Here is a 20,259-nt window from a genome sequence, read left to right as displayed (position 1 = left end):
CGCGGCGGGCCGCCTCGGCGGCGAACCACTCCCGCAGCTGCTCGTCGGTGTCGGTCCACGCGAACCGCCGGTAGCCGCCACGTGGATCGCGCCCGACCGGCTCCAGGTCCGCCCACATCGCGTCGAAATCGCCGCTCATCCCTGCCGCCCTCCCGTGATCGGTCGCTCACATGACATCAACTGCGGCACATCAAGGCGTCGCCGGCGGGAGAGTGACCCGTCGTTCGAGCTTCGGCTCGTGTGGGACCGTTTCCATGTTCACTCCGGACCATGGTCCGATGCGGACCCGAGCAGGATAGGTCCATCCGTCGCCCCCTGTCGTTGATCTTGGAGTTGTTCGGCCATCTATCGGACATATCGCTCCGCAATAGGCGAAGAACTCCAAGATCAACAGGGGCAGATGCCGACGTCCCGTTCGAACCGCGCGCGAATGGGCACTGATCCGACCATGGTGGTGCACGTGGGGACGTCGGGCTGGCAGTACGACTCCTGGCGCGGCGTCCTCTATCCGCGGAAGCTGGCGCAACGGCGCTGGCTGGAACGGTATGTCGAGGTGTTCGCGACGGTCGAGAACAACAGCGCGTTCTACCGGTTGCCGCGGCGCGAGACGTTCGAGTCGTGGCGCGCGCGGCTGCCCGCGGACTTCGTCATGGCGGTGAAGGCGAGCCGGTTCCTGACGCACATCAAGCGGCTGCGCGAGCCGGAGGAACCGGTGCGCCGATTCCTGGACGTCACCGCCGGGCTGGGCGACCGGCTCGGGCCGGTGCTGATCCAGCTGCCGCCGAACCTGCGCGCGGAGCCGGACCGGCTGGACCGCTGCCTGTCGCTGTTCCCGCGCGACGTGCGGGTGGCCGTCGAGCCGCGGCACGAGTCGTGGTGGACCGACGACGTCCGCTCGCTGCTGGAGAAGCGCGGGGCGGCGCTGTGCTGGGCCGATCGCCAGGGCCGGCCGGTCGCGCCGCTGTGGCGCACGGCCGGCTGGGGCTATCTGCGGCTGCACGAGGGCGCGGCGCACCCGTGGCCCAAGTACGGCGGCCAGGCGCTGCGCACATGGGCGGACCGGCTGGCCGAGACGTGGGCCGACGACCAGGATGTGTTCGTCTACTTCAACAACGACCCCGACGGCGCCGCGGTGCGCGACGCCGTCCGGTTCGCCGGGGTGATCCGCCGCGCTGGCCGGTCCGTCACTCACACTCCGTCGTTGGCGGACACCGTCCTCTCGTGACCGCTGGTTTCCTCTCCCTTGCGGAACTCGGCGCCTCCTGTGACCTCGCGGTCGGCCATGGATAGGCTGCCGCCGTGGAGCCGGCTCTGGTGCTGCGCGTGGCGACCTTCAACATCCGCAACGGGCGGGCCTTCGACTGGCTGAACTCGTGGTGGTTCCGGCGCGGTGCGACGGCGGCGGCCATCGGCGCGCTCGCCGCGGACGTGCTCGGACTGCAGGAGGTGTACGACTTCCAGCGCCGGTATCTGGCCCGCCGCTTCCCCGGACTGCAGTGGTACACGCAAGGCCGCGACGGCGGCCGGTCCGGCGAGCAGTGTCCGGTCGCCGTCTCCGGCGGGCTCGTCAGAGTCCTGGAGCACCGCACGCGTTGGTACGGCGACACGCCGGACGTCCCGGGCACCCGGCTGCCGGACGCGTCGTTCCCGCGCGTCGCGACCATCGTCCGCTGCCGCGACCAGCGCACGGCGCGGGAGTTCACCGTCGTCAACACGCATCTGGACGAGCGGCATGCGGCCAACCGCGCGACCGCCGTGCGGCAGCTGGCTGCCTGGCTGGACCCATCCGTCCCCGCCGTCGTCCTGGGCGACTTCAACGCCGGCCCCGATGACCGGGCCGTCCTCGGGCCGCTGCTGGAGCTCGGGTTCCGGCTCGCACCGCTGACCGGCGGGACGGTGCACCGCTTCACCGGCGCGGCGGACGGGCGGCGCATCGACCACGTCCTGGCCAGTGCGCAGTGGACGATCGAGGAAGCGGAGGTCGTGCGGGAGCGCCCGGGCGGGCGGCTGCCGTCGGACCACTGGCCGGTCCGGGCGACGCTGCGGCTCTGAGTCCTACTGGCAGCTGCGGCAGGTGCCGGACAGTGCGATGTGCGGCGGATCGAGCTGGAAGTCGCTCTCGTGGGCGAGCCGCCGCTTGATCGGGTCGAGCAGGTCGCTGGGGAGGTCGATGATGCGGCCGCAGACCCGGCAGCTGGCGTGCAGGTGGTCGTCGTGACCGGTGGCCTCGGCGGCCAGGTGGTACGTGGTGGCACTGCCGCCGACGTGCACCTGGGTGACGACGCCGAGCGTGGCCAGCGTCTCGAGCGTGCGGTAGACGGTGGCGCGGTGCACCGTCGGGTGCAGCTCGCGGACCTGCTCGGAGAGCTGCTCGGCGCTGGGGTGACCGTCGACGGTCGCGAGTGCCTCGATCACCGCGTGCCGGGCGCCGGTGATGCGGTGCCCGCGGGCGCGCAGGCGGTCCAGCGCACGCTCGACGGCGGCGACGTCGTCGTCGTGCGAATGGCCGTGGCGCGCGCTGACATCGACATTCACCCCTCTAGTGTCACGGCTGAGAACGGGAATCGCCACTCCCCGCCGGGGTGTCAGGCGCGATGTCGGCCGGACCGCTCCGCGATCAACAGCTCGACGCCGTCGAGGATGACCCGCAGGCCGAAGTCGCGGCCGTAGTCCGGCGGCGGCGCGGCGTCGCCGTCCAGCATGGACCGCAGCGTCGGGAACCGGTCGGCGTGCTCGCGCAGCAGCGCCGCCTGATGGCGGTTGACCCACGGCTGGGTGCCCGCGGTGGACACCGACATCGTGGCGCGGACGTGGCCGCCGAGCATCCGGGCCAGGCTCATCCGCTCCGGGACGGTCAGCCCCGTCTCGGCGAGGATGGCCGCGGAGAGCTCCGTCCAGCCGGTCTCCTTGGGGCCCATGACGCGGTCGCCCATGGTGACCCAGGGCAGCCAGGGGTGCGCCTCCCAGGTCTGCGCGAGCAGCCGCACCCAGGCCTCGATGCGCGGCCGCCAGGTGGTGCCGGGGAGCTCGTCGAGCGTCGGAGGCTCACCGACGGCGAGGTCGATCATCGCCGCGACCAGCTCGTCCTTGCCGGTGACGTAGCGGTAGAGCGACATCTTGGTGAAGTCGAGGTCGGCGGCGACCCGCTGCATCGAGACCGCCGCGAGCCCCTCGGCGTCGGCGAGGTCGACCGCGGCCTGCGCGATCCGCTCCAGGCTGAGCACCGGCTTCGGGCCGCGCGTCGGCCCCTCGCGCAGCCCCCAGAGCAGCTGGATCGTGCCGTCCGCCGTCGTATCCGAGTCCGTCACCACTGTGCCCTCACCTTCGCTTGGCGAGAACTCTATCAAAATTGAGTCTTGCGGAAACAGTATCCGTAGGACACAGTTGTCCTCAGCCGGAAACAGTTGACCGGCGGACACAGATCAGGAAGGCGAGTGACCCCATGGCCCGCAAGCTCTTCGTCAACGTCCGCACGACGGATCTCCCCCGAGCGATCGGCTTCTACACCGCGCTGGGCTTCACGCTCCAGGAAGACTTCTCCAATGAGCAGGCCGCCTGCGTCGCCGTCACCGACTCGATCTACGTCATGGCTCTGACCGAGGGCTTCTTCGCCGAGTCGGTCTCCAACGGCGTCTCGACTGCCGGGACCCAGACGATCCTCGCGGTCCAGGTGGACAGCCGCGAGGAGGTCGACGAGCTCGCCGACAAGGCGCTGGCCGCCGGCGGCCAGAAGGCCAAGGACCCCTTCGACGAGGGGTTCATGTACGGCCGCAGCTTCCTCGACCCCAACGGTCACCACTGGGAGCTGGTCTGGATGAACCCCGAGGCGTCCTGAACCGGCGCCATTCCCTGCTCGCCAGGGAGCGATGAATTCGAGCGACTTTGTCGGTCGGTATCGGCACAATCGATCGCGGAGGATCACGATGACTGACACGCAGGCCGCAGCCACCGGTCGTCCGGTGCCGCGTGCGCTCACGCCTTTCCGTACCCCGGCCTACCGCCGCCTGGCGGTGGCGCTGGTGTTGTCCACGTTCGCCAGCGGCGTCTGGATCGTCGCGCAGGTGTGGGAGGTCATCCGCCTCGGCGGTGGCCCGGCCCAGCTCTCGGTCGTCTCCACGGCGTCGGCCCTCGGCGTGCTGCTGCCGGCGCTGCTCGCCGGCGTGGTGGCCGACCGCGTCCCGCAGAAGACCATCCTGCTGTGCGTCGCCGCGGTCGAGCTGGGCGGCATGGCGCTGGTGGCCACGCTCTCGCTGACCGACGTCACACGACTGTGGCACCTGGCCGTGGTCGCGTTCCTGACCGGCGTCGGCATGGCGTTCTACTACCCGGCGTACTCCGCCTGGCTGCCGGCGCTGGTGCCCGAGTCCGACCTCATGGCGGTCAACGGCTTCGAGGGCATGGTCCGGCCCACCATCGGCCAGGCGCTCGGCCCGGCTGTGGCCGGCGCGGTCGTCGGCATGGCCAACCCCGGCTCCGCCGTGCTGGTGGCGGCGGGCGCGGCGGCGCTCGGGCTGCTGGCGCTGACCACGGTCCCGAAGACGCCGGTCCGCCGCGAGCTGCCCGCGGAGGCCGTCGCGCACCCCGTCCGCACCGCGCTGAGCGACATGCGCGAAGGGTTCGCCTACATGTGGCGCACGCCGTGGCTGCTGGCCACGCTGCTGTTCGCCAGTCTGATGATCCTGGTGCTCATGGGTCCGCTCGAGGTCCTGACGCCGTTCATCATCAAAGACCGCCTCGGCGGCGGCCCCGACGACCACGCGTGGGTGCTCGGCGCGTTCGGCATCGGCGGCGCGACCGGCTCGCTGGTCATGGCGTCCATGCGCATGCCGCGCCGCTACCTCACCTGGATGAACCTCCTCTGGGGTCTCGGTTGCCTGCCCATGGTGGTCATCGGCTTCGCCGGTTCGGTCTGGGTGGTCATCGGGTCGGCGTTCGTGCTCGGGGCGATGTTCTCCGCGCCGATGGTCATCTGGGGCACGTTGCTGCAACGGCGGGTGCCGCCGGCGCTGCTGGGCCGGGTCGCCAGCCTCGACTTCTTCGTGTCGATCTCGCTGATGCCGGTGTCCATGGCGCTGGCCGGCCCGGTCTCGCAGCTCATCGGATTGCGGCCGACGTTCGTCATCGCCGGCGTGGTCCCGGCCCTGGTCGCCATCGTGGCCGTCGTCTGGGCCAAGCTGCCCGCCGACGAGATCGCCCACCCCCTGCGCGACGAGCCCGAGGCCGGTGACGGTGACGGCGGGACCCCTCCGGGCGCGGTCGGCCCGGAGCTGGAGCGTATCGAGCCCGTCCCCGACCCGGCCTGACGCGGCCACCCCCCTGAGCCTCCGATGGATAGGTGAGGGGTCGGGTAGCTGGAGCAGCCCGGATCCCTCATTCATCGGTCTCGCGCGGTGGCAGAAGGGCGTGGATCAGCGTGTCGCCGATCCACCGCTCGTACTCGTCGCGCGACCAGCCGCGGGCCAGCACCAGGGCGTCGTAGTTCGCCTGGGCGCAGACTGTCCAGATGATGTCGGCGGCCCGGTCCGCCGAGATGTCCGGCCGCAGCACGTCGCGCGACGCCAGCAGACCGGCGAACCGCCGCAGCCCGGCGTGCCGGAACTCGGCCTGCCGGGTCCGCAACGCCTGCAGTGCGTCGTCGGTGGCGGCAGCCGCATCCAGCACGCGCAGCAGCGGGCCCACCCGGCTCCAGATGCCGGGCTGCGTCGCGGCGTAGAGGCGCAGTTGCCGGCGTGGGTCGGGTTCCTCGATGATCTGCCGGATCGCCGGGCGCCGCTCCACCGGGACGTCGGAGCGCTCGACGCCGCCGGCCACCGCGGCGAGAACGGCGGCCTCGAGCAGGCCGGCCTTGCCCGCGGCCGAGCGGTACACCGTCTCCACGGCGACGCCCGCCTCGGCCGCGATGCGCGGGATCGTCGCACGCGCGTACCCCAGCTCGACGAAGACGCGGCGGGCCGCCTCGACGATCCGGGTCCGGGTCTCCGCGGCGCGGACCCGGCGGTTCGTCGAGTCGTACCGCCGCTTGGCTCTTGCGATCTCCGACATTGAGGAGAATGATACTGTCATGAATTAATCCGAACCGGCCGACACGCCGGCGAAGGGAACGGGGGGGGTACGTCATGACCGCGGACATCAAGGAGATCGCCCGCCGCGTGCTGGAGGAGATCTTCCCGGCGAACGACGAGGCAGCACTGGCCGAACTCATCAGTGACGAGTTCGTCAACCACGAGGCGCCGCCCGGCACGCCGCCGGGGCTGGGCAGCGTCGCGTTCTATATGCACCTGCTCGCGAACGCCTTCGCTGACCAGAAGTGGACCGTGCACCAGGCGCTCGCCGAAGGCGACTCCGTCGCGATCCACTGCACGCACAGCGGGCGGCACGTGGGCGACTACTTCGGCATCGCACCCACCGGCCGATCGTTCAGCTATCGGCAGATGCACCTGATCCGATTCGCCGGCGGCAAGGGCGTCGAGCACTGGGCGGTGCGCGACGACGCCGGCCTGATGCGTCAGCTCACGGCGTCGCCCGCGGAACAGCCGGCCTGAGATCGCCGCTCCAGTCAGGTGGCGGCCGCTCCTCGGGCGAGGCTGTGCGCCAGGGCGGCTGCCGGGTCGATGAGGTTCACCGGGTTCCGGTGCGCGCCGACCAGCGTGCCGTTGCGCACGTGCGGGTTGCCCTCGTCGACGTCGCCGACGAGGCAGGTGACGTTGTGGGCACAGTGTGGACGTGCTGGGGGCAAACCGTGCGCCCAGTTTCCTCGTGCAACTGACGGACGGCTAGTCGATCTTGCGAGGTCCAGCGGGCACCCGGCTGTTGTGGCCGGCAACACTGCCTGGGACGGGCGAATGACCCGGGTTCGATTCCAGGCAGCTCCTCCACCAGCACGTTTGGCTGGCCTGCTCCGTTCGCTGTGTTGGTGGCGTGCTGTCGCGCGGTGAGCATGACGACGATGAGGTGGCTGCTGATCAACAGGGCGATGGCTGGGATCGCGCTCACCACGGCGGCGACGGGAACGCTGATGACGTCGTTGTCGGCGTGGCGGGCGGCGTGCAGGCCGTTACCGATGATGCTCACGATCGCGAACTCGATCAGTGCGGCTCAGGGGTTATCGGCGGCCTTGGAGGTGCCTAGCATGAGAGGATGTTGTCCGTACACGTAGGAGTCGCGCCATGGACCCGAAGCTGGATCCGTTCACGACGTTGCTCGACCTGAAGCTCGGCACGTTCGACCCCGAGCGAGGCCCCGTGCAAGTGCGGACGCAGGAGGATCTCCGGGGGTTCTTCCAAGCCGACCCGCCGCGACCGGACGAGCTGGTCTACCGGGTCATGCCCGTGCCGGTGCCGACTGAGAACTCCGAGATCCAGTGCTCGACGACGGTTCTCGAGCCGGGCACAGTCGGTGACGAGTACTACATGACCAAGGGCCACTTCCACGCGGTCCGCGACCGCTCCGAGATCTACATCGGGCTGGCCGGAGAGGGCTGCCTGGTACTAGCCACCGAGGATGGCCGTCACCGGGTCGAGCCGATCAGGGAGGGCATGGTCAACTACGTGCCCGGCGGCTGGGCCCACCGCAGCGTCAACGTGGGGGACGAGCCGCTGGTGTTCTTCGCCGCGTACGTCGGCGACGCGGGGCACGACTACGCGACCATCGAGCGCGATGGCTTCCCCGTGCTGGTCTGCCGCGGCGACGACGGCCCGGTCGTGACAGACAACCCTCACTACCGCCCTTAGCGGCCGACCCACGTGACCACCAACGACAAGCCGACGCCACTGGTCCTGGTCACGAGCCGGTCGTTCGGAGCCGGCCAGGCCGATCCGGAGGGCATTTTGACCGGCGCCGGCCTGCGAGTCGTCCACGGGGACCCGGCGCACGACACCGCTGCGCTCTCCCCGTACCTGGCCGCGGCGGCCGCCTGGATCGCCGGCGCAGCGCCAATTCGAGCCGAGCATTTCGACCTCGCCCCGAAGCTGCTCATCGTCGCCCGCTATGGCACCGGCGTGGACATGGTCGACCTCGATGCCGCCCGGGCCCGGGGCATCGTCGTGACGAACACCCCGGGCGCCAATGCCGACGCCGTGGCCGAGCACACGCTGGCGCTGCTCCTCGCCAGCGTCCGGCACGTGGTGGAGGGTGACCGGACCATCCGGGCCGGAAGGTCACCCCGCATGGTGGGCCGGGAGCTCGGCGCGTTGACCGTCGGGCTGGTCGGGGTGGGGCACGTCGGCCGTGCCGTCGCGCGGCGGCTGCTCGCCCTCGGCGCCACCGTCGCCGGCTCGGACCCGGCCGTGGGCCCGGACGAGCTCCGTGAGATCGGCCTGCAGTGGCGTTCGCTCGACGAGCTGGTGGCGACCTGCGATGTGGTCTCGCTGCATTGCCCCGGAGGCGGTTCGCCAGTGCTCGGACGCGATCTCCTGACCCGGATGCGTCCCGGCGCAATCGTCGTCAACACCGCCCGGCCGGACGTCGTGGACGAGTTCGCCCTGGCCGAGCTGCTGCATGCCGGCAGGATCGGAGCCGCGGCCCTGGACGTGCTGAGCAGCGCCGGCAGCCCGCTGCTGGGGGCACCGCGGACCATCCTCACCCCGCACACGGCCGGGCACACGGTGCAGGCAGTGGACCGGATGGGGATGGCCGCGGCCGCCGAGGTCGTCCGGGTCATCGTGGACGGGGAGGCGCCACGCCACCCGGTGAGGGGCTGAGCGGCTACAGGTCGGCGAGGGCGCGGCGCAGCTGCTTCACCCGCTCGCCGATCACGTCGATCTCGCCGTCCACCAGCGCGTCGGGCGGGCACAGCGGCCCGCCGACGTTGACCGCTACCGCCCCCGCCCGCAGGTACTCCACCGCCGTGTCGATGTCCACGCCCCCGGCGGGCAGCAGCGGGACATCCGGCATCGGGCCGTGCAGGATCGGCAGGTACTCCGGACCGCCGACCGAGGCCGGGAACACCTTGACCGGCGCGCCCGTGGCCTGCCAAGCCGCCCACACCTCGGTGGGCGTGAACCCGGCGAGGATGACCGGCGTGGAGCTCGGCCGTGCGGCCGCCACGACCTCCTCGGCCCCGACCGGCGCGACAAGGAACTGGGCGCCGGCAGCTATCGCGTCCCGTGCGTCGGCGGCGGTCATGACAGTGCCGGCACCGACGACGACACCGTCGACGGTGCGAGCCTCCGCAAGTGCGGCGAGCGCGTTCTCGCCGGTGAGGGTGACCTCGACGACCGTCACGCCTGCCTCGGCGAGCAGCCGGGCCACCACCGCCGGCTCCCGGTACCGCGACGCCCGCCACACCGCCACGACGCGGCTGCGGCGCATCGCTTCGACCAGGGTGTCGATGCCCTCGGCCGGCGGAGCGGGAGCGGAATCGGCGCCGGCGGTCGCCGATCCGGCTGGTCCTTCGCCCGCTCCGTAGCCTAGCCGGACCACGCTGCTGAACGGCTGGTCGGCCTCGCCGGGAGTGATCTCGATCTCGAACATCGTCCGGTCACCGCGATGCCACGCCTCGAACCACTCAAGCGGCTCGCCGCGCTCATCGCGGCTCGAACTGCGCAGCAGCAGCAGCGGCTCGCCCACGTCGACACCGAGGTGCTTCGCGATCTCGCCCTCGGCGGCGACCGCCTCGACGGTGCGCCGCCCGCTGGCGACCCGCAACCCGTACTCGTCCGCCAGCACCTGGTACAGCGACCGATCCTCGAGATCCGCCGTCTCCAGCCCCGGGCACCTGGACTCCGGGATCAATGACCGGATGAACGTCAGCACCCGCCCGTCGACGGAGCGGACCCGGTCGATCTGCACGCCGCGCTTGGCCTGCAGGAAGTCCTGGACCGGTAGCGGCAGCTCACCGACGCTCTGCCGCACGACGTGCGTCCGGATCTCGTAGCCCATCTGGCGCAGGTCGTCGTACAGGCCCGTGGTCCGCTGGACGAACCGCTCCTGCAGCTTCTTCTCCGCGACGAAGCTGCCCCGCCCCCGCTCGGTACGGATCAGCCCGGCGTGGGTGAGGTTGGTCAGGGTCTGCCGGACCACGCTGCGCGAGACCTCGTAGCGGGCGCAGATGTCGCCTTCGGAGGGCAGCGTGTCGCCCGGCCGGTACCGGCCGCTCTCGATCTCCCCCCGGAGCAGGTACTCCAACTGGTGGTAGAGCGGGATCGGCGACGACCGGTCGATCTGGCCAGATTCGATCAAGCCACGCACTTCGGCGTCAGTGACCACGCCACCCCCTGAACGCTCGGTCAGAGAACTCACGGATCGCACATCATCATGTCATGACAGGCGGCTGCAACGGCGGCCCCGCGACTCACGACGTGTCCCTGATGGTGACCCGCCGCCGCCACTGGTCCAGTGCGACGACCAGGATGATGATCAGACCCGTGGCGACCCGCTGCCAGAAGTCGGCGAGCCCGAGGATGTTCAGGCCGTTAGCGAGGAGGCCGATGATGAAGACGCCGATGATGGTGCCGCTGACCCTTCCCTCACCGCCGAACAGGGCGGTGCCGCCGATGACGACGGCGGCGATCGTGCTCAGCTCCATCAGGTTGGCCATGTGCGCGTTCGCGCTGGCCAGCCGACCGCTCAGCATCATCCCGCCGACGGCGGCGAGCCCACCTGAGATGAGGTAGACGAGAAACTTCGTCCGGTTGACGCTGATCCCGGACACGTGGGCGGCCTCCTGGTTGCCGCCGACGGCGACGATCGAGCGACCGAGCTTGGTGCGGCTCAGGATGAACGCGCCGACAGCGCAGCAGACAACGGCCACGACGATGATCAACGGAATGCCGTAGTAGCTACCCGCTCCTAGCACGGTGATGACCGGAGGCATCCGGCGACCCTCGACCACCTGGGTGAAGTCCGGGACCGGCTGCCCACCCGTGACCAGCAGGGCGACGCCGCGCACGGCAGTCAATGTGCCCAGCGTCGCGATGATGTCGGGAACCCGCCAGCGGGTGATGACCAAGCCGTTGAGCGCGCCCACCGCGAAGCCGGACATCAGTCCCAGCAGGATGGCCACCCCCTGCGGCAGGCCGTAGTGCGCATACGCCACACCCATGACCGACCCGGCGAGGGCCGCAGTGGCAGCCACCGACAGGTCGATCCCCCGCGAGATGATGACCAGGGTCTGGCCGACCGCCAGGATCAGCAACACGGCGTGCTGGCGCAGGACGTTCACCAGGTTGTCGAAGCTCAGGAAGGCCGGGGCGAGGACCGCGAACACCAGCATCAGCAGGGCGAGGATGACGATCGCGCCGCCCAGGCCGCCAGCGCTGTCCAGCACGCGGATGCCGGCACGGGCCGCCCGCCGGCGAACGCCAGCCTTGAGTTCGCGTGGCCGGGTTCGGAGGTCAGACATGGGCGCCTCCGGCAGCAGTCATGATGCGGTCCTCGGACGCGGGCGGGAGGAGATCGTCGACGATGCTGCCACCGGCCATGACGACGACGCGGTGCCCCAGCATGCGAGCTTCGCGGATCTCCGACGTGAGGTAGAGAATGGCGACGCCCTCCGCCGCCAGGTCTCGGACCAGCCGGAAGACCTCCTCCTTTGCGCCGACGTCGACGCCCCGCACCGGGTCGTCGAGGATGAGCAGCCGGGCGCCAGCGCAGAGCCACCGGGCCAGCAGCACCTTCTGCTGGTTGCCGCCGGAGAGGGTGACGACCCGGCGGTGCACCGACGGCGTGCGGATGTTCAGCTCCTTGACGTAGCGCTCGGCGAGCGCTCGTTCCGCCTCGATGCCGAGCAGCGGCCCATGGCTGGTGCGGTTCATGCTCGCGAGCGTGATGTTCTCGCTCACCGTCATGGTCGGGACCAGGCCGACGGACCGGTCCTCTCCGACGTAGCCGACGCCGGCCCTGATGGCATCGGCCGGGCCGCGGATGTGTATCCGCTGCCCGAACAGCTCCAGCTCACCGGTGGTGGGCGGCTCGATGCCGAACAGTGTCCGGGCCAGCCGCGTCCGCCCGGCGCCGACCAGCCCGAAGACGGTGACGATCTCACCCGCGCGGATCGTGAGGTCGACGGGCTTCAGCCGCGGCGGTCGGCCGAGGCCACGCGCCACGAGTGCGTGACCGTTGGTGACAGCCTCAGCGCTGGACTGCCCCACGGCCATCGCTTCGCCGATCTCGTGCCCGACCATCATGTGGGCCAGCTGTTGCTCCGTCGCCGTAGCCGCCGGGATCTCGCCCACCCGCATGCCGTCGCGCAGTACCGTGATGCGGTCGGCGATCTCGAGAATCTCGGGCAGGCGGTGCGACACGTAGATCACGGCGACGCCGTCGGCGACGAGGTCCCGGATCACGCTGAACAGGCGGCGAGACTCCGGGTCAGAGAGCGCCGACGTAGGCTCGTCCAGCAGCAGGACGCGGACCCTGGCCGACAGCGCCTTGGCGATCTCTACGAGCTGGCGCTCGGCGACGCCCAACTCGCGGACCAGCGTCGCGGGTGAGACCTTCAGACCGATCCGCTCGAGGAAGGGCTGGGCGTCCCGCTCAGTTCGCCGTACATTGATCAGCCCGCGGTTGCGCTGCCATCGACCGACCAGGACGTTCTCCCCGACCGACATGGATGGCACCAGGCTGAGGTCCTGGTAGACCGCGCCGATGCCGCGCTGCCGGCAAGCGGCCGGCGATCCGGTGGGCAGCGGCTCGCCGCCGAGGACCAGCTCGCCCTCGTCGGGAATCACCGACCCCGCGACGATCTTCATCAGCGTGGACTTGCCGGCGCCGTTCTCACCGAGCAAAGCGTGTACTTCACCGGCGCCGGCATCGAAGTCGACGCCGGCGAGGGCCTGGACACCCGGGTAGGCCTTCGACACGCCGTGAAGCTGCAGAAGACGCCCGCCGATCACCTGGTGCATTCGGCTTCGATGCCGTCCCAGTCGATCTCTGGAAGATCCGGGTCGGGGTAGAACAGGTCGGCGTTGCCTTGCCAGACTGTCCGCGGCCGGATGTCCTGGAGCTGAGGCACCTCGAGCCCGCAAGCCAGGCGTACCGCGAACTCGGTACCGAACCAGCCCCACTCAGGGAAGCCGTGATGCGTCTCAGCAACGATTCCACCCTCACGGATCGCGTCGGTCGACTCGGGGGTCACGTCGTTGGTGAAGATGGCGACCAGGTCCTCCGCGGGTGGCGTGTCGCCGCCGGTGTCGTCCAGCCGCGCCTCGCGGTCGGCCGTGAGCATTGCACCCAGGCCCATCTCGTTGGACGCGGCCCAGATGAAGTCGAGCTCTCCGGGACCGAACCGGGAGAGGAAGGTTTCGGCAGCTTGGACACCCTTCTCGCGGTTCCAGTCCGCGGCGATTGGCTCGGCGATGATCTCGATGCCGTCCGCCTGCTCGATGACCTCACGGAAGCCCGCGAGCCGGGCCTCGGAGAAGAACGTGCCCGCGATGCCCTCGATGATCACACCACGGGCCTGAATGTCCGACCGGTCCACGTCGGTGTAGAGCTCCTCCCAGAACTCCAGGTCGAGGAACTGGTCGTCGGGCACGTCGACCTTCTCGCCGGCGCCCAGCACACCCGGACCGCCGAAGTAGTCGAGCACGGCGTACGCCGACACCCTCGCCGCATCGCCGTTGTCGAAGCCGATGTAGGAGGCGATCTCCACATCGGCCTGCTCCTCGAGCAGGTTGACCATGATCACTGGAATGCCGGCCTCATTGGCCCGCTGGACAGCGGGCTTGATGGCTTCGGTATCCGCGGGCGAGATGGCAATGACGTCCACGCCCGAGGTGACGTAGTCCTCGATGATCGCTACCTGGTCGGCGAAGTCCACGTGCGTAGCCGGCGACCGGCTGATCACGTCGACGTCTATACCCTGCTCGCCGGCTTCCGCGGCGGCCTGCTCAAAGAAGTCGGTCGCGGTCTGGAACACGCCCGTGATGTCAGGCGGCGTCCAGCCGATGGTGATCGCCGCGGGGTCAACGTCCTCGGCATCGTCCTCCTGGGCAGGTGTCTCGGGATCATCGATTTCCACATCTTCACCACAGGCGGCCATCGCCATGGCGGCCGCCATCGCAACGCAAAGCATTACCCCACGCTTGTGCAGCCTGCGCATCGGAACGCAACCTCTCCGGCGCGCAGCGGCGCCGTGTAGCTCCGCACTCGCTGTGCCTAGAATTTCATCATCCTGTACGTACAAGTGGCAGTCAACGAACGTCGCCGGCTGATGCTGAGCTGTGATCTCAGTCCTTCATCGCGCCGGCCGTCAGGCCTCCCACGATGAGCCGTTGCAACGCGATGAAAACGATCACAATGGGGAGCCCGATCACCGTGGCGACGGCCATGAGATGATCCCACCGGGTTCCGTACTGCCCGATGAGCGTGTTGAGCAGCACGGTGAGTGGCTGCAGCGACTGCTGCTGCAGCAGGACCAGTGCGAACACGAACTCGCCCCAGGCCAGCAGGAACGTGAACGCGGCCACAGTGGCCAGGCCCGGCCGGACCAGCGGCAGCCCCACGTGTAGGAACGTCTGGAACACGTTGCACCCGTCGACGCTCGCGGCGTCGTCGAGTTCAGTCGGTATGGCGAGAAAGAACGGCCGCAGGATCACCAGGGCGAAGGGAATGGTGATCGTGGCGACCGCGAGGATGATCCCCAGGTACGAGTTGACGAGGCCGACCCGGCTGAACAGCACGAACAGTGGGGTGGCCACCACGATCGCCGGCAGCATCTGAGCAAGGATCGTGACGAAACGGGCCGATCCGGCGAACCGGAGCCGCAGCCGAGCCAGGGCATAGGTCGCCGGGACCGCAATCACCAGCGTGACCAGAGTCGCGCCGGAAGCGATGATCGCGCTGTTCAGGAAGGCCCGCAGGAGGATCGGGTTGCCGATGACCTCGTCCTGGTAGGACCCGAAGTCGGGCGGGTACGGCACGATGGCAGGCGGCGACGCGAAGACCTCCGCGCGCGGCTTCAGCGACGTCGCCACCATCCAGTAGGCCGGGAACAGATAGACACCGACGATCACCAGCCCGGTTACCGTCAGGTGCAGGCGCCGGCGCTTGATCCACGCCAGGACACTCACAGCGCCTCCTCGTGGCGCGTCGCCCGGACGTACCCGATGGTGAACAGCAAGGGGATCAGCATGACCAGGACAGCAGCGGCGGCACCCTCGCCGAAGCGGAAGAACTCGAAAGTGGTCCGGTAAACGAACATGGTCAGGATCGTGGTCGCGTTGACGGGCCCGCCTCCTGTCATGATCAGGATCAGGTCGAACACCTTGAACGTGTAAACGACACCAAGGATGAGGACGGTCAACGAGACCGGCTTCATCAGCGGCCAGATGACGTGCCAGAACCGCTGCCAGCCGTTCGCGCCATCCACGATGCTGGCTTCGAGGAGCGACCTTGGAATGCCCTGGAGGCCGGCGAGCAGGAGCAGCATGTTGAACGGGATGCCGATCCAGATGTTGGCGAGGATCACCCCCCAGATGGCCGTTGTCGGGTCGGTCAGCCAGTGCTTGGCCAGCTCGGTCAGGCCGATCGCCCGGAGTCCGTGATTGACCACCCCGAGGTCGCCCTCGAGCATCCACCGGAAGATGCTGGCCGTGACGACCAACGGCAGCAGCCATCCCAGCAGCATCAGCGCGCGCAGCACTCGGAAGCCGGGAAACGCGCGGTTGAAGAACATGGCCAGGGCGAACCCGATCGTGAACTGGCCGAGCAGCGACACCGACACGAACAGCAGGGTGAGGCCGACGGAGGAGTGGAAGACCGGGTCGCCGACGAGGCGGGCGTAGTTGGCTAAGCCCACGAATGGCCGCTCGCCGACGCGGAAGTTCGCGATTCCCACGTCCTGCAGGCTGAGGTAAAAGTTGTTGAGCAGGGGATAGAAGAGGAACAAGACGAGGAAGAGAGCAGCCGGTGCGGTGAGAAGGTAGGCCTGGACGCGCACCCACCGCTTCGCTCCGAAGAGTCGAACGCGGTCAAGGCGAGCGGATACTGGAGCGGATCCAGCATGCCGCGGGCCGCCCCGGTGCCCGGTGGCCGTCCCGGCTTTGCGCTCCATGGACAGTCCGCAGTGAGCAGTGACGGAGGTCAGCTAGCCTTCGTCGTCCTCCTCGAGAAGCTCCTCGACCTCCGGCGGCTCGGCCTCCAGCAGCTCAGAGATCCGCTCCGCCGCGAGGGACACGGCCGTGTCCACGTCACGTTGCCCGCTGATCGCGGCGTGGAACATCTCCTGGATCTGGTTCGAGATCTCCGGGTAGTGAGGGCCGTACGCTCGTGGCCGCGCGACCTGTAGCTGCTCGGTGAACACCGCAAGGACAGGATCGTCCTTGAAGTACGGGTCCTCCGCATGGTCCGCCCTGCTGGGGAGGCGCTCCTCCTTCATGTACTCCATGAAGACGTCCTCCTCGACCAGCCGCTGGACCACGGTCCACGCAGCCGCAGGATCCTCGGCATCGGCCGTGACGGCGTAGTTCTCACCGCCGAGGATGGACGCTTCGCCGGCTGGTCCTTCGGGCAGCGTGACCACGTTCCAGTTCATATCCGCTGCCTCCTCGCGGAGCCGCCCAACCTGCCACGAGCCGTTCACCATCATGGCCGCCCGCTCGGCGATGAACTGCTCCTTCACGTCCTCCTGGATCCACCCGAGGATTCCCTCCGACATGTGGCCGCCCTGGACCAACTCGACCCAGAGGCTCAATGCCTCCCGCCCCTGCGGGGTGTCGAGAGTGTCGAGGTCGGCGCCGGCTTGCCAGAGGAACGGCAGGAACTGGAAGGTGCCCTCTTCGCTGCGCACACCGCTGACGGCCAACCCATGTCGGCCATTGCCGGCGGTCGCCGCCGCCACGCTCCGGAGGTCGTCCCAGCTGGTCGGCGGTTCCACGCCGGCCTCGGTCAGGGCGTCCTGGTTGTAGAACAGCGCGAGGCAGTTGCTGCCGTGGGGCACACCGAACCGGCGGCCCTGGTACTCGGTCGATGCCCATGGGCCGTCGTAATACTGGTTGCCCTCGCCCCACGCGTCGACCAGATCGCCGATGTCTGCGAGGAATCCGAGCGCGGCGAAGGCCTGGTGGTCGGGATTGTCGATGAGAATGATGTCGGGCAGCTCGCCGGCCGCTCCGGCCGACAGCAGGGTGCGCTTGAAGTCGGCGAAGGGGATGCTGCGCCGGTTGATCGTGACGTTCGGATTCTCGTCCGTGTAGACCGACACCATGTCGGACATGACTTGATCGAAGGGACCCACGGCGTGGTAGTCCCACCAGTCAAGGGTGAGCGTGGCCTCCTTCTCCGTGTCGTCGGTGTCTTCTGCGCATGCGGCGGAGCCCAGGACCGAGAGGCCGACCAGAGTAAGGCCCTGTTGCTTCAGGAAACTCCGGCGAGAAATACGGCGATGCATGCCTACACCCCTTTCGTAGGAGCGTTCCGCCGGTCGCCTCCGCCCCAGAGGCCCCGGCGAAGTTCTCTCATCGTAGTACTGTCAGCCGTATAACCGCCTGTACGGACAGGTTGCTTTTGCGCTGCTCGACGCGGTGCGTAGCCTTCATTCCGCCGAAGGGAACGCGACATGGTGTGGCGGGCGTCCCTGCTGCCGAACCGCCCGTGGCCGGCCATCGCACCGCCGCTGCCGGTACGCGAGTTCGCCGACTGGGCCGATCCCGAGTACGTGGATCGGGTCCAGGTGGACATGACGACGCCGTCCGGCATCGCGTTGCGCGGCTTCACCCCAGGCGGTCAGGAGTTGCGCGTCCGGGTCGAGGCCGTCTCCGCGGGTGTCGTCCGCGTCCAGTTCCGCCGGCCGGACGCCGACCTCAGCAAGCGGACGCGGCTCGCCCGCGACTCTGGTCTACCGCCACGCGCGACCGTCCGCGAGCAGGACGATCACATCCTGCTGGAAGCCGACGAGATCGTCACGCGGGTGACGCGTCAGCCGTTCGGGATCGTGTTCTCCACCCCAGGGGGCCGCCGGCTGCTGGCCCACAGCGGCGCCGAGCGCGACGTCGGCGAGTACCTCACCACGCTGCCCTGCGGATTCACCGAGCGCGACAGCCAGGTGTTCCTCCACGACTCGTTCTTGTGCGAGCCGGACGAGCACTTCTACGGGTTCGGCGAGAAGTTCACCGACTTTGACAAGCGCGGCCAGATCGTCCAGATGTGGAACTATGACGCTCACGGCGTGCACCACGAGCAGGCGTACAAGAACGTGCCGTTCGTCGTGAGCACCCGCGGCTACGGCGTGTTCGTCGACAGCCACCGCCATGTCCAGTTCGACATGGCCGCCTCCAACCACTCCGCCTGGTCGATCGTCTGTCCCGGCGAGGTGCTCGATTACTACGTCATAGCTGGTCCCGGGCTCGCCCGCGTCATCGAGCTCTACACCGACCTCGTCGGAGGGCCCGCCCGGCCGCCGAAGTGGGCGTATGGGCTGTGGGTGTCGTCAGGGTTCACCGACGACAGCGCTGCGGAGACCCTGCGGCGGGCGAAGGAACTGCGCCAGCGGGCGATTCCGTCCGACGTCCTGCACCTCGACTGCTACTGGCAGGAGCACGGGACGTGGTCAAACATGGAGTGGAATGGGAAGCTGTTCCCCGAGCCGGAGCGGCTCGTCACTGAACTGCGGCGACTGGGCTTCCGGGTCTGCCTGTGGATCAACCCCTACCTGAGCCCGGGCACCGAGCGCTACCGGGAGGCGGACGAGAACGGCTTCTTCCTCAAGCGCCCGGACGGGACGACCTATGTGCTGCCGCTGTGGGGCACGTTCCACCCGCCGGTGGCGATCGTCGATGTCACCAACCCGCGGGCGGCGGCGTGGTACCAGGAGCTCCTCCGGCCGCACCTGCGCATGGGGGTGGACGTCTTCAAGACCGACTTCGGCGAGGGCGTCCCCCGCGACGCGGTCGCGCACAACGGGATGAGCGGTGAGGAGCTGCACAACCTGTACCCGCTGCTGTACAACGACCTGGTCGCCACCGTCACGACGGCGGAGACCGGCGGGAGCGGTCTGGTGTGGGGGCGGTCCACCTACGCGGGTGGCCAGCGGCATGCGGCGCAATGGGGTGGCGACCCGAACTGCAGCTACCCCGCCATGGCCTCGACCCTCCGCGGCGGGCTGAGCCTGGCGATGTGCGGGCACGCCTTCTGGTCGCACGACATCGGGGGGTTCCACCGCACACCGGCGCCTGACCTCTACGTCCGGTGGGCCCAGTTCGGGTTGCTCTCGCCGCTCTCCCGGGCGCACGGCATGACCAGCCGGCTCCCGTGGGACTTCGGTGAGGAGGCTCTCGAGATCTTCCGAACCTACGTCCGGCTCCGCTACCACCTGCTGCCCTACCTCTACACGTACGGTGTGATCTCCGCTGAGTCCGGCCTGCCGATCATGCGCCCACTGGTTCTCGAGTTCCCGGACGATCCAGCCACCCACGCCATCGACCTGCAGTACCTTCTGGGCAGGGAGCTGATGGTCGCCCCGGTGTTCAATCCCGAGGGTGTTCGCGATGTGTACTTTCCCGCGGGCGGCTGGGTCGACTACTGGACACGTGAGGTCCTGGAGGGTCCGGGCTACCGCACCGTGGAGGCGCCGCTGGAGCGGCTGCCGCTCTACGTCCGGCTCGACTCACTGCTCCCGACCATCGAGCCGGCAGCGCACATCAGCGAGGAACCGTTCCGCGAGCTGACGTTCCGGGCGTTCCTGAGGGAGCGCGCCGGCTTCCGATTGAGGGATGTGGACGGCGACACCATGGTCGACGCCCGCCTGGACGGGTCGGCACTGCAGATCGAGGCATCGGGAGCCAGGACAGCCATCGACTTGGTCGTAGAGCTCGCGAGCGAACGACGCGAGGTGACGCGGGTGTTGGTCAACGGTCGGCCACTGGGAGCCGAGGATCGGGCGTGGCGGCATCTGAAGGACGGCCGCGTTCACGTGCCGGTCACCCTGCCTTGATCAACCGTCCGACGGCCGGCGGACCAGGCAGACACTGAGCAGCGTGTCCAACTCGATGTCCGTCCACTCGTGGCGAGTGCCAGGCTGGAACACGTAGAGCTCAGGTCCCTCGAAGGGCAGCCGTTCCCCGCCCGGCAGCCGCAACACGCCACGCCCTCGCACAACCTGGCAGAACGCCAGGTCCGGGCTGGAGTGCATGACGAAGTGGCCGCCGGCACGTAGCTGAACCAGCTGCAGCTCGGCCCGCGGAACCTCGAGCAGCTCGGCCATCTGCACATTCGTCAGCGGCTGCCCGTCCCACTCGTCGAATGGCTGCCACGACGGCTCGGGCGTCACCCGGGCGCTGACGGCATCGCCGTCGAGCTCGAACACGGTGGTCTTCACGGCCA

At 69.2% G+C, this 20,259-nt stretch carries 21 protein-coding genes; 9 read left to right on the top strand and 12 right to left on the bottom strand.

The features are described from left to right. The first annotated feature begins 448 nt into the window (after positions 1-448). Positions 449-1,225 (top strand): DUF72 domain-containing protein, encoded by a 777-nt coding sequence (locus E1262_RS25030; protein ID WP_132106764.1) that lies wholly within the window; start codon positions 449-451, stop codon positions 1,223-1,225. Positions 1,226-1,299: 74 nt separating this feature from the next. Then, the gene (locus tag E1262_RS25025) at positions 1,300-2,052 is read left to right on the top strand and encodes an endonuclease/exonuclease/phosphatase family protein (RefSeq protein WP_132106762.1); all 753 of its coding nucleotides are present in this window, start codon (positions 1,300-1,302) and stop codon (positions 2,050-2,052) included. A gap of 3 nt (positions 2,053-2,055) precedes the next feature. Here E1262_RS25025 and E1262_RS25020 read toward each other — a convergent pair whose 3' ends face one another. Beyond that, on the bottom strand, positions 2,056-2,535 hold the full coding sequence (locus E1262_RS25020) for a Fur family transcriptional regulator (protein ID WP_132106760.1): 480 nt from the start codon (positions 2,533-2,535) through the stop codon (positions 2,056-2,058). A 50-nt stretch (positions 2,536-2,585) separates the two neighbouring features. Then, entirely contained in the window at positions 2,586-3,308 is a 723-nt protein-coding gene (locus E1262_RS25015; RefSeq protein WP_238993051.1) for a TetR/AcrR family transcriptional regulator, read from the bottom strand. A 134-nt stretch (positions 3,309-3,442) separates the two neighbouring features. On the opposite strand from E1262_RS25015, the gene E1262_RS25010 reads away from it, so the two are divergent. Both E1262_RS25010 and E1262_RS25005 read left to right on the top strand, forming a co-directional pair. Continuing rightward, positions 3,443-3,835 carry a VOC family protein gene (locus E1262_RS25010; RefSeq protein WP_132106757.1) on the top strand — a complete coding sequence of 131 codons (393 nt, stop codon included), beginning with the start codon at positions 3,443-3,445 and terminating at the stop codon, positions 3,833-3,835. 88 nt (positions 3,836-3,923) lie between these two features. Then, positions 3,924-5,303, top strand: coding sequence for an MFS transporter (locus E1262_RS25005; protein WP_132106755.1), 1,380 nt, complete (start codon positions 3,924-3,926; stop codon positions 5,301-5,303). Between the two features lie 67 nt (positions 5,304-5,370). Here E1262_RS25005 and E1262_RS25000 read toward each other — a convergent pair whose 3' ends face one another. After that, a complete protein-coding gene (locus tag E1262_RS25000) occupies positions 5,371-6,042 on the bottom strand; it encodes a TetR/AcrR family transcriptional regulator (RefSeq protein WP_162606069.1) in 672 nt (223 codons plus the stop codon). A 74-nt stretch (positions 6,043-6,116) separates the two neighbouring features. On the opposite strand from E1262_RS25000, the gene E1262_RS24995 reads away from it, so the two are divergent. Next, positions 6,117-6,542: an ester cyclase gene (locus tag E1262_RS24995; RefSeq protein ID WP_132106751.1), complete on the top strand. Its 426-nt coding sequence runs from the start codon at positions 6,117-6,119 to the stop codon at positions 6,540-6,542. Between the two features lie 14 nt (positions 6,543-6,556). Here the strand turns inward: E1262_RS24995 and E1262_RS24990 are convergent, their stop codons facing one another. After that, positions 6,557-6,736: a hypothetical protein gene (locus tag E1262_RS24990; protein WP_132106749.1), complete on the bottom strand. Its 180-nt coding sequence runs from the start codon at positions 6,734-6,736 to the stop codon at positions 6,557-6,559. Between the two features lie 182 nt (positions 6,737-6,918). Between E1262_RS24990 and E1262_RS24985 the strand changes: the two genes are divergently transcribed. The 3 genes from E1262_RS24985 to E1262_RS24975 are packed head-to-tail and all read left to right on the top strand — an operon-like array spanning position 6,919 to position 8,699. Next, positions 6,919-7,128 carry a hypothetical protein gene (locus tag E1262_RS24985; RefSeq protein ID WP_132106747.1) on the top strand — a complete coding sequence of 70 codons (210 nt, stop codon included), beginning with the start codon at positions 6,919-6,921 and terminating at the stop codon, positions 7,126-7,128. A 38-nt stretch (positions 7,129-7,166) separates the two neighbouring features. Then, the gene (locus tag E1262_RS24980; RefSeq protein ID WP_132106745.1) at positions 7,167-7,730 is read left to right on the top strand and encodes a glucose-6-phosphate isomerase family protein; all 564 of its coding nucleotides are present in this window, start codon (positions 7,167-7,169) and stop codon (positions 7,728-7,730) included. A gap of 12 nt (positions 7,731-7,742) precedes the next feature. After that, positions 7,743-8,699: an NAD(P)-dependent oxidoreductase gene (locus tag E1262_RS24975; protein WP_132106743.1), complete on the top strand. Its 957-nt coding sequence runs from the start codon at positions 7,743-7,745 to the stop codon at positions 8,697-8,699. 4 nt (positions 8,700-8,703) lie between these two features. Here the strand turns inward: E1262_RS24975 and E1262_RS24970 are convergent, their stop codons facing one another. From E1262_RS24970 to E1262_RS24940, 7 genes are all read right to left on the bottom strand, one after another. Beyond that, complete coding sequence (locus tag E1262_RS24970; RefSeq protein WP_162606068.1) at positions 8,704-10,179, bottom strand: UTRA domain-containing protein; 1,476 nt, start codon at positions 10,177-10,179, stop codon at positions 8,704-8,706. Positions 10,180-10,291: 112 nt separating this feature from the next. Then, positions 10,292-11,341: an ABC transporter permease gene (locus E1262_RS24965; RefSeq protein WP_132106740.1), complete on the bottom strand. Its 1,050-nt coding sequence runs from the start codon at positions 11,339-11,341 to the stop codon at positions 10,292-10,294. After that, a complete protein-coding gene (locus E1262_RS24960; protein ID WP_162606067.1) occupies positions 11,334-12,800 on the bottom strand; it encodes a sugar ABC transporter ATP-binding protein in 1,467 nt (488 codons plus the stop codon). Before E1262_RS24960 ends, E1262_RS24965 begins: the two co-directional genes overlap by 8 nt. Before the next feature lie 29 nt (positions 12,801-12,829). Continuing rightward, the gene (locus tag E1262_RS24955) at positions 12,830-14,041 is read right to left on the bottom strand and encodes a sugar ABC transporter substrate-binding protein (RefSeq protein WP_203454398.1); all 1,212 of its coding nucleotides are present in this window, start codon (positions 14,039-14,041) and stop codon (positions 12,830-12,832) included. Between the two features lie 127 nt (positions 14,042-14,168). Further along, positions 14,169-15,011 (bottom strand): carbohydrate ABC transporter permease, encoded by an 843-nt coding sequence (locus tag E1262_RS24950; RefSeq protein ID WP_203454396.1) that lies wholly within the window; start codon positions 15,009-15,011, stop codon positions 14,169-14,171. Continuing rightward, positions 15,008-15,880, bottom strand: a complete 873-nt coding sequence (locus E1262_RS24945; RefSeq protein ID WP_162606066.1) for a carbohydrate ABC transporter permease — start codon at positions 15,878-15,880, stop codon at positions 15,008-15,010. The genes E1262_RS24950 and E1262_RS24945 overlap by 4 nt, the downstream gene beginning before the upstream one ends. 147 nt (positions 15,881-16,027) lie before the next feature. Then, the gene (locus E1262_RS24940; protein WP_132106734.1) at positions 16,028-17,329 is read right to left on the bottom strand and encodes an ABC transporter substrate-binding protein; all 1,302 of its coding nucleotides are present in this window, start codon (positions 17,327-17,329) and stop codon (positions 16,028-16,030) included. 168 nt (positions 17,330-17,497) lie between these two features. Between E1262_RS24940 and yicI the strand changes: the two genes are divergently transcribed. After that, positions 17,498-19,870 carry an alpha-xylosidase gene (yicI, locus tag E1262_RS24935; RefSeq protein WP_132106732.1) on the top strand — a complete coding sequence of 791 codons (2,373 nt, stop codon included), beginning with the start codon at positions 17,498-17,500 and terminating at the stop codon, positions 19,868-19,870. Here yicI and E1262_RS24930 read toward each other — a convergent pair whose 3' ends face one another. Then, positions 19,871-20,254, bottom strand: a complete 384-nt coding sequence (locus E1262_RS24930) for a hypothetical protein (RefSeq protein ID WP_132106730.1) — start codon at positions 20,252-20,254, stop codon at positions 19,871-19,873. It abuts the gene before it with no gap. Between the last annotated feature and the right edge of the window lie 5 nt (positions 20,255-20,259).

The sequence above is a fragment of the Jiangella aurantiaca genome (assembly GCF_004349105.1).
Lineage (GTDB): Bacteria > Actinomycetota > Actinomycetes > Jiangellales > Jiangellaceae > Jiangella > Jiangella aurantiaca.
Note: the sequence above shows the minus strand (reverse complement) of the source record. Positions and strands in the feature narration are given on the sequence as shown.

Excerpts from the sequence above, each read along its gene's own strand:
- E1262_RS25010 (WP_132106757.1), top strand. The coding sequence starts at position 3,443 with ATGGCCCGCAAGCTCTTCGTCAACGTCCGCACGACGGATCTCCCCCGA.
- E1262_RS25005 (WP_132106755.1), top strand. The coding sequence starts at position 3,924 with ATGACTGACACGCAGGCCGCAGCCACCGGTCGTCCGGTGCCGCGTGCG.
- E1262_RS24965 (WP_132106740.1), bottom strand. The coding sequence starts at position 11,341 with ATGTCTGACCTCCGAACCCGGCCACGCGAACTCAAGGCTGGCGTTCGC.
- E1262_RS25030 (WP_132106764.1), top strand. The coding sequence starts at position 449 with ATGGTGGTGCACGTGGGGACGTCGGGCTGGCAGTACGACTCCTGGCGC.
- E1262_RS24995 (WP_132106751.1), top strand. The coding sequence starts at position 6,117 with ATGACCGCGGACATCAAGGAGATCGCCCGCCGCGTGCTGGAGGAGATC.
- E1262_RS25000 (WP_162606069.1), bottom strand. The coding sequence starts at position 6,042 with ATGTCGGAGATCGCAAGAGCCAAGCGGCGGTACGACTCGACGAACCGC.
- E1262_RS24940 (WP_132106734.1), bottom strand. The coding sequence starts at position 17,329 with ATGCATCGCCGTATTTCTCGCCGGAGTTTCCTGAAGCAACAGGGCCTT.
- E1262_RS24980 (WP_132106745.1), top strand. The coding sequence starts at position 7,167 with ATGGACCCGAAGCTGGATCCGTTCACGACGTTGCTCGACCTGAAGCTC.
- yicI (WP_132106732.1), top strand. The coding sequence starts at position 17,498 with ATGGTGTGGCGGGCGTCCCTGCTGCCGAACCGCCCGTGGCCGGCCATC.
- E1262_RS24955 (WP_203454398.1), bottom strand. The coding sequence starts at position 14,041 with ATGCGCAGGCTGCACAAGCGTGGGGTAATGCTTTGCGTTGCGATGGCG.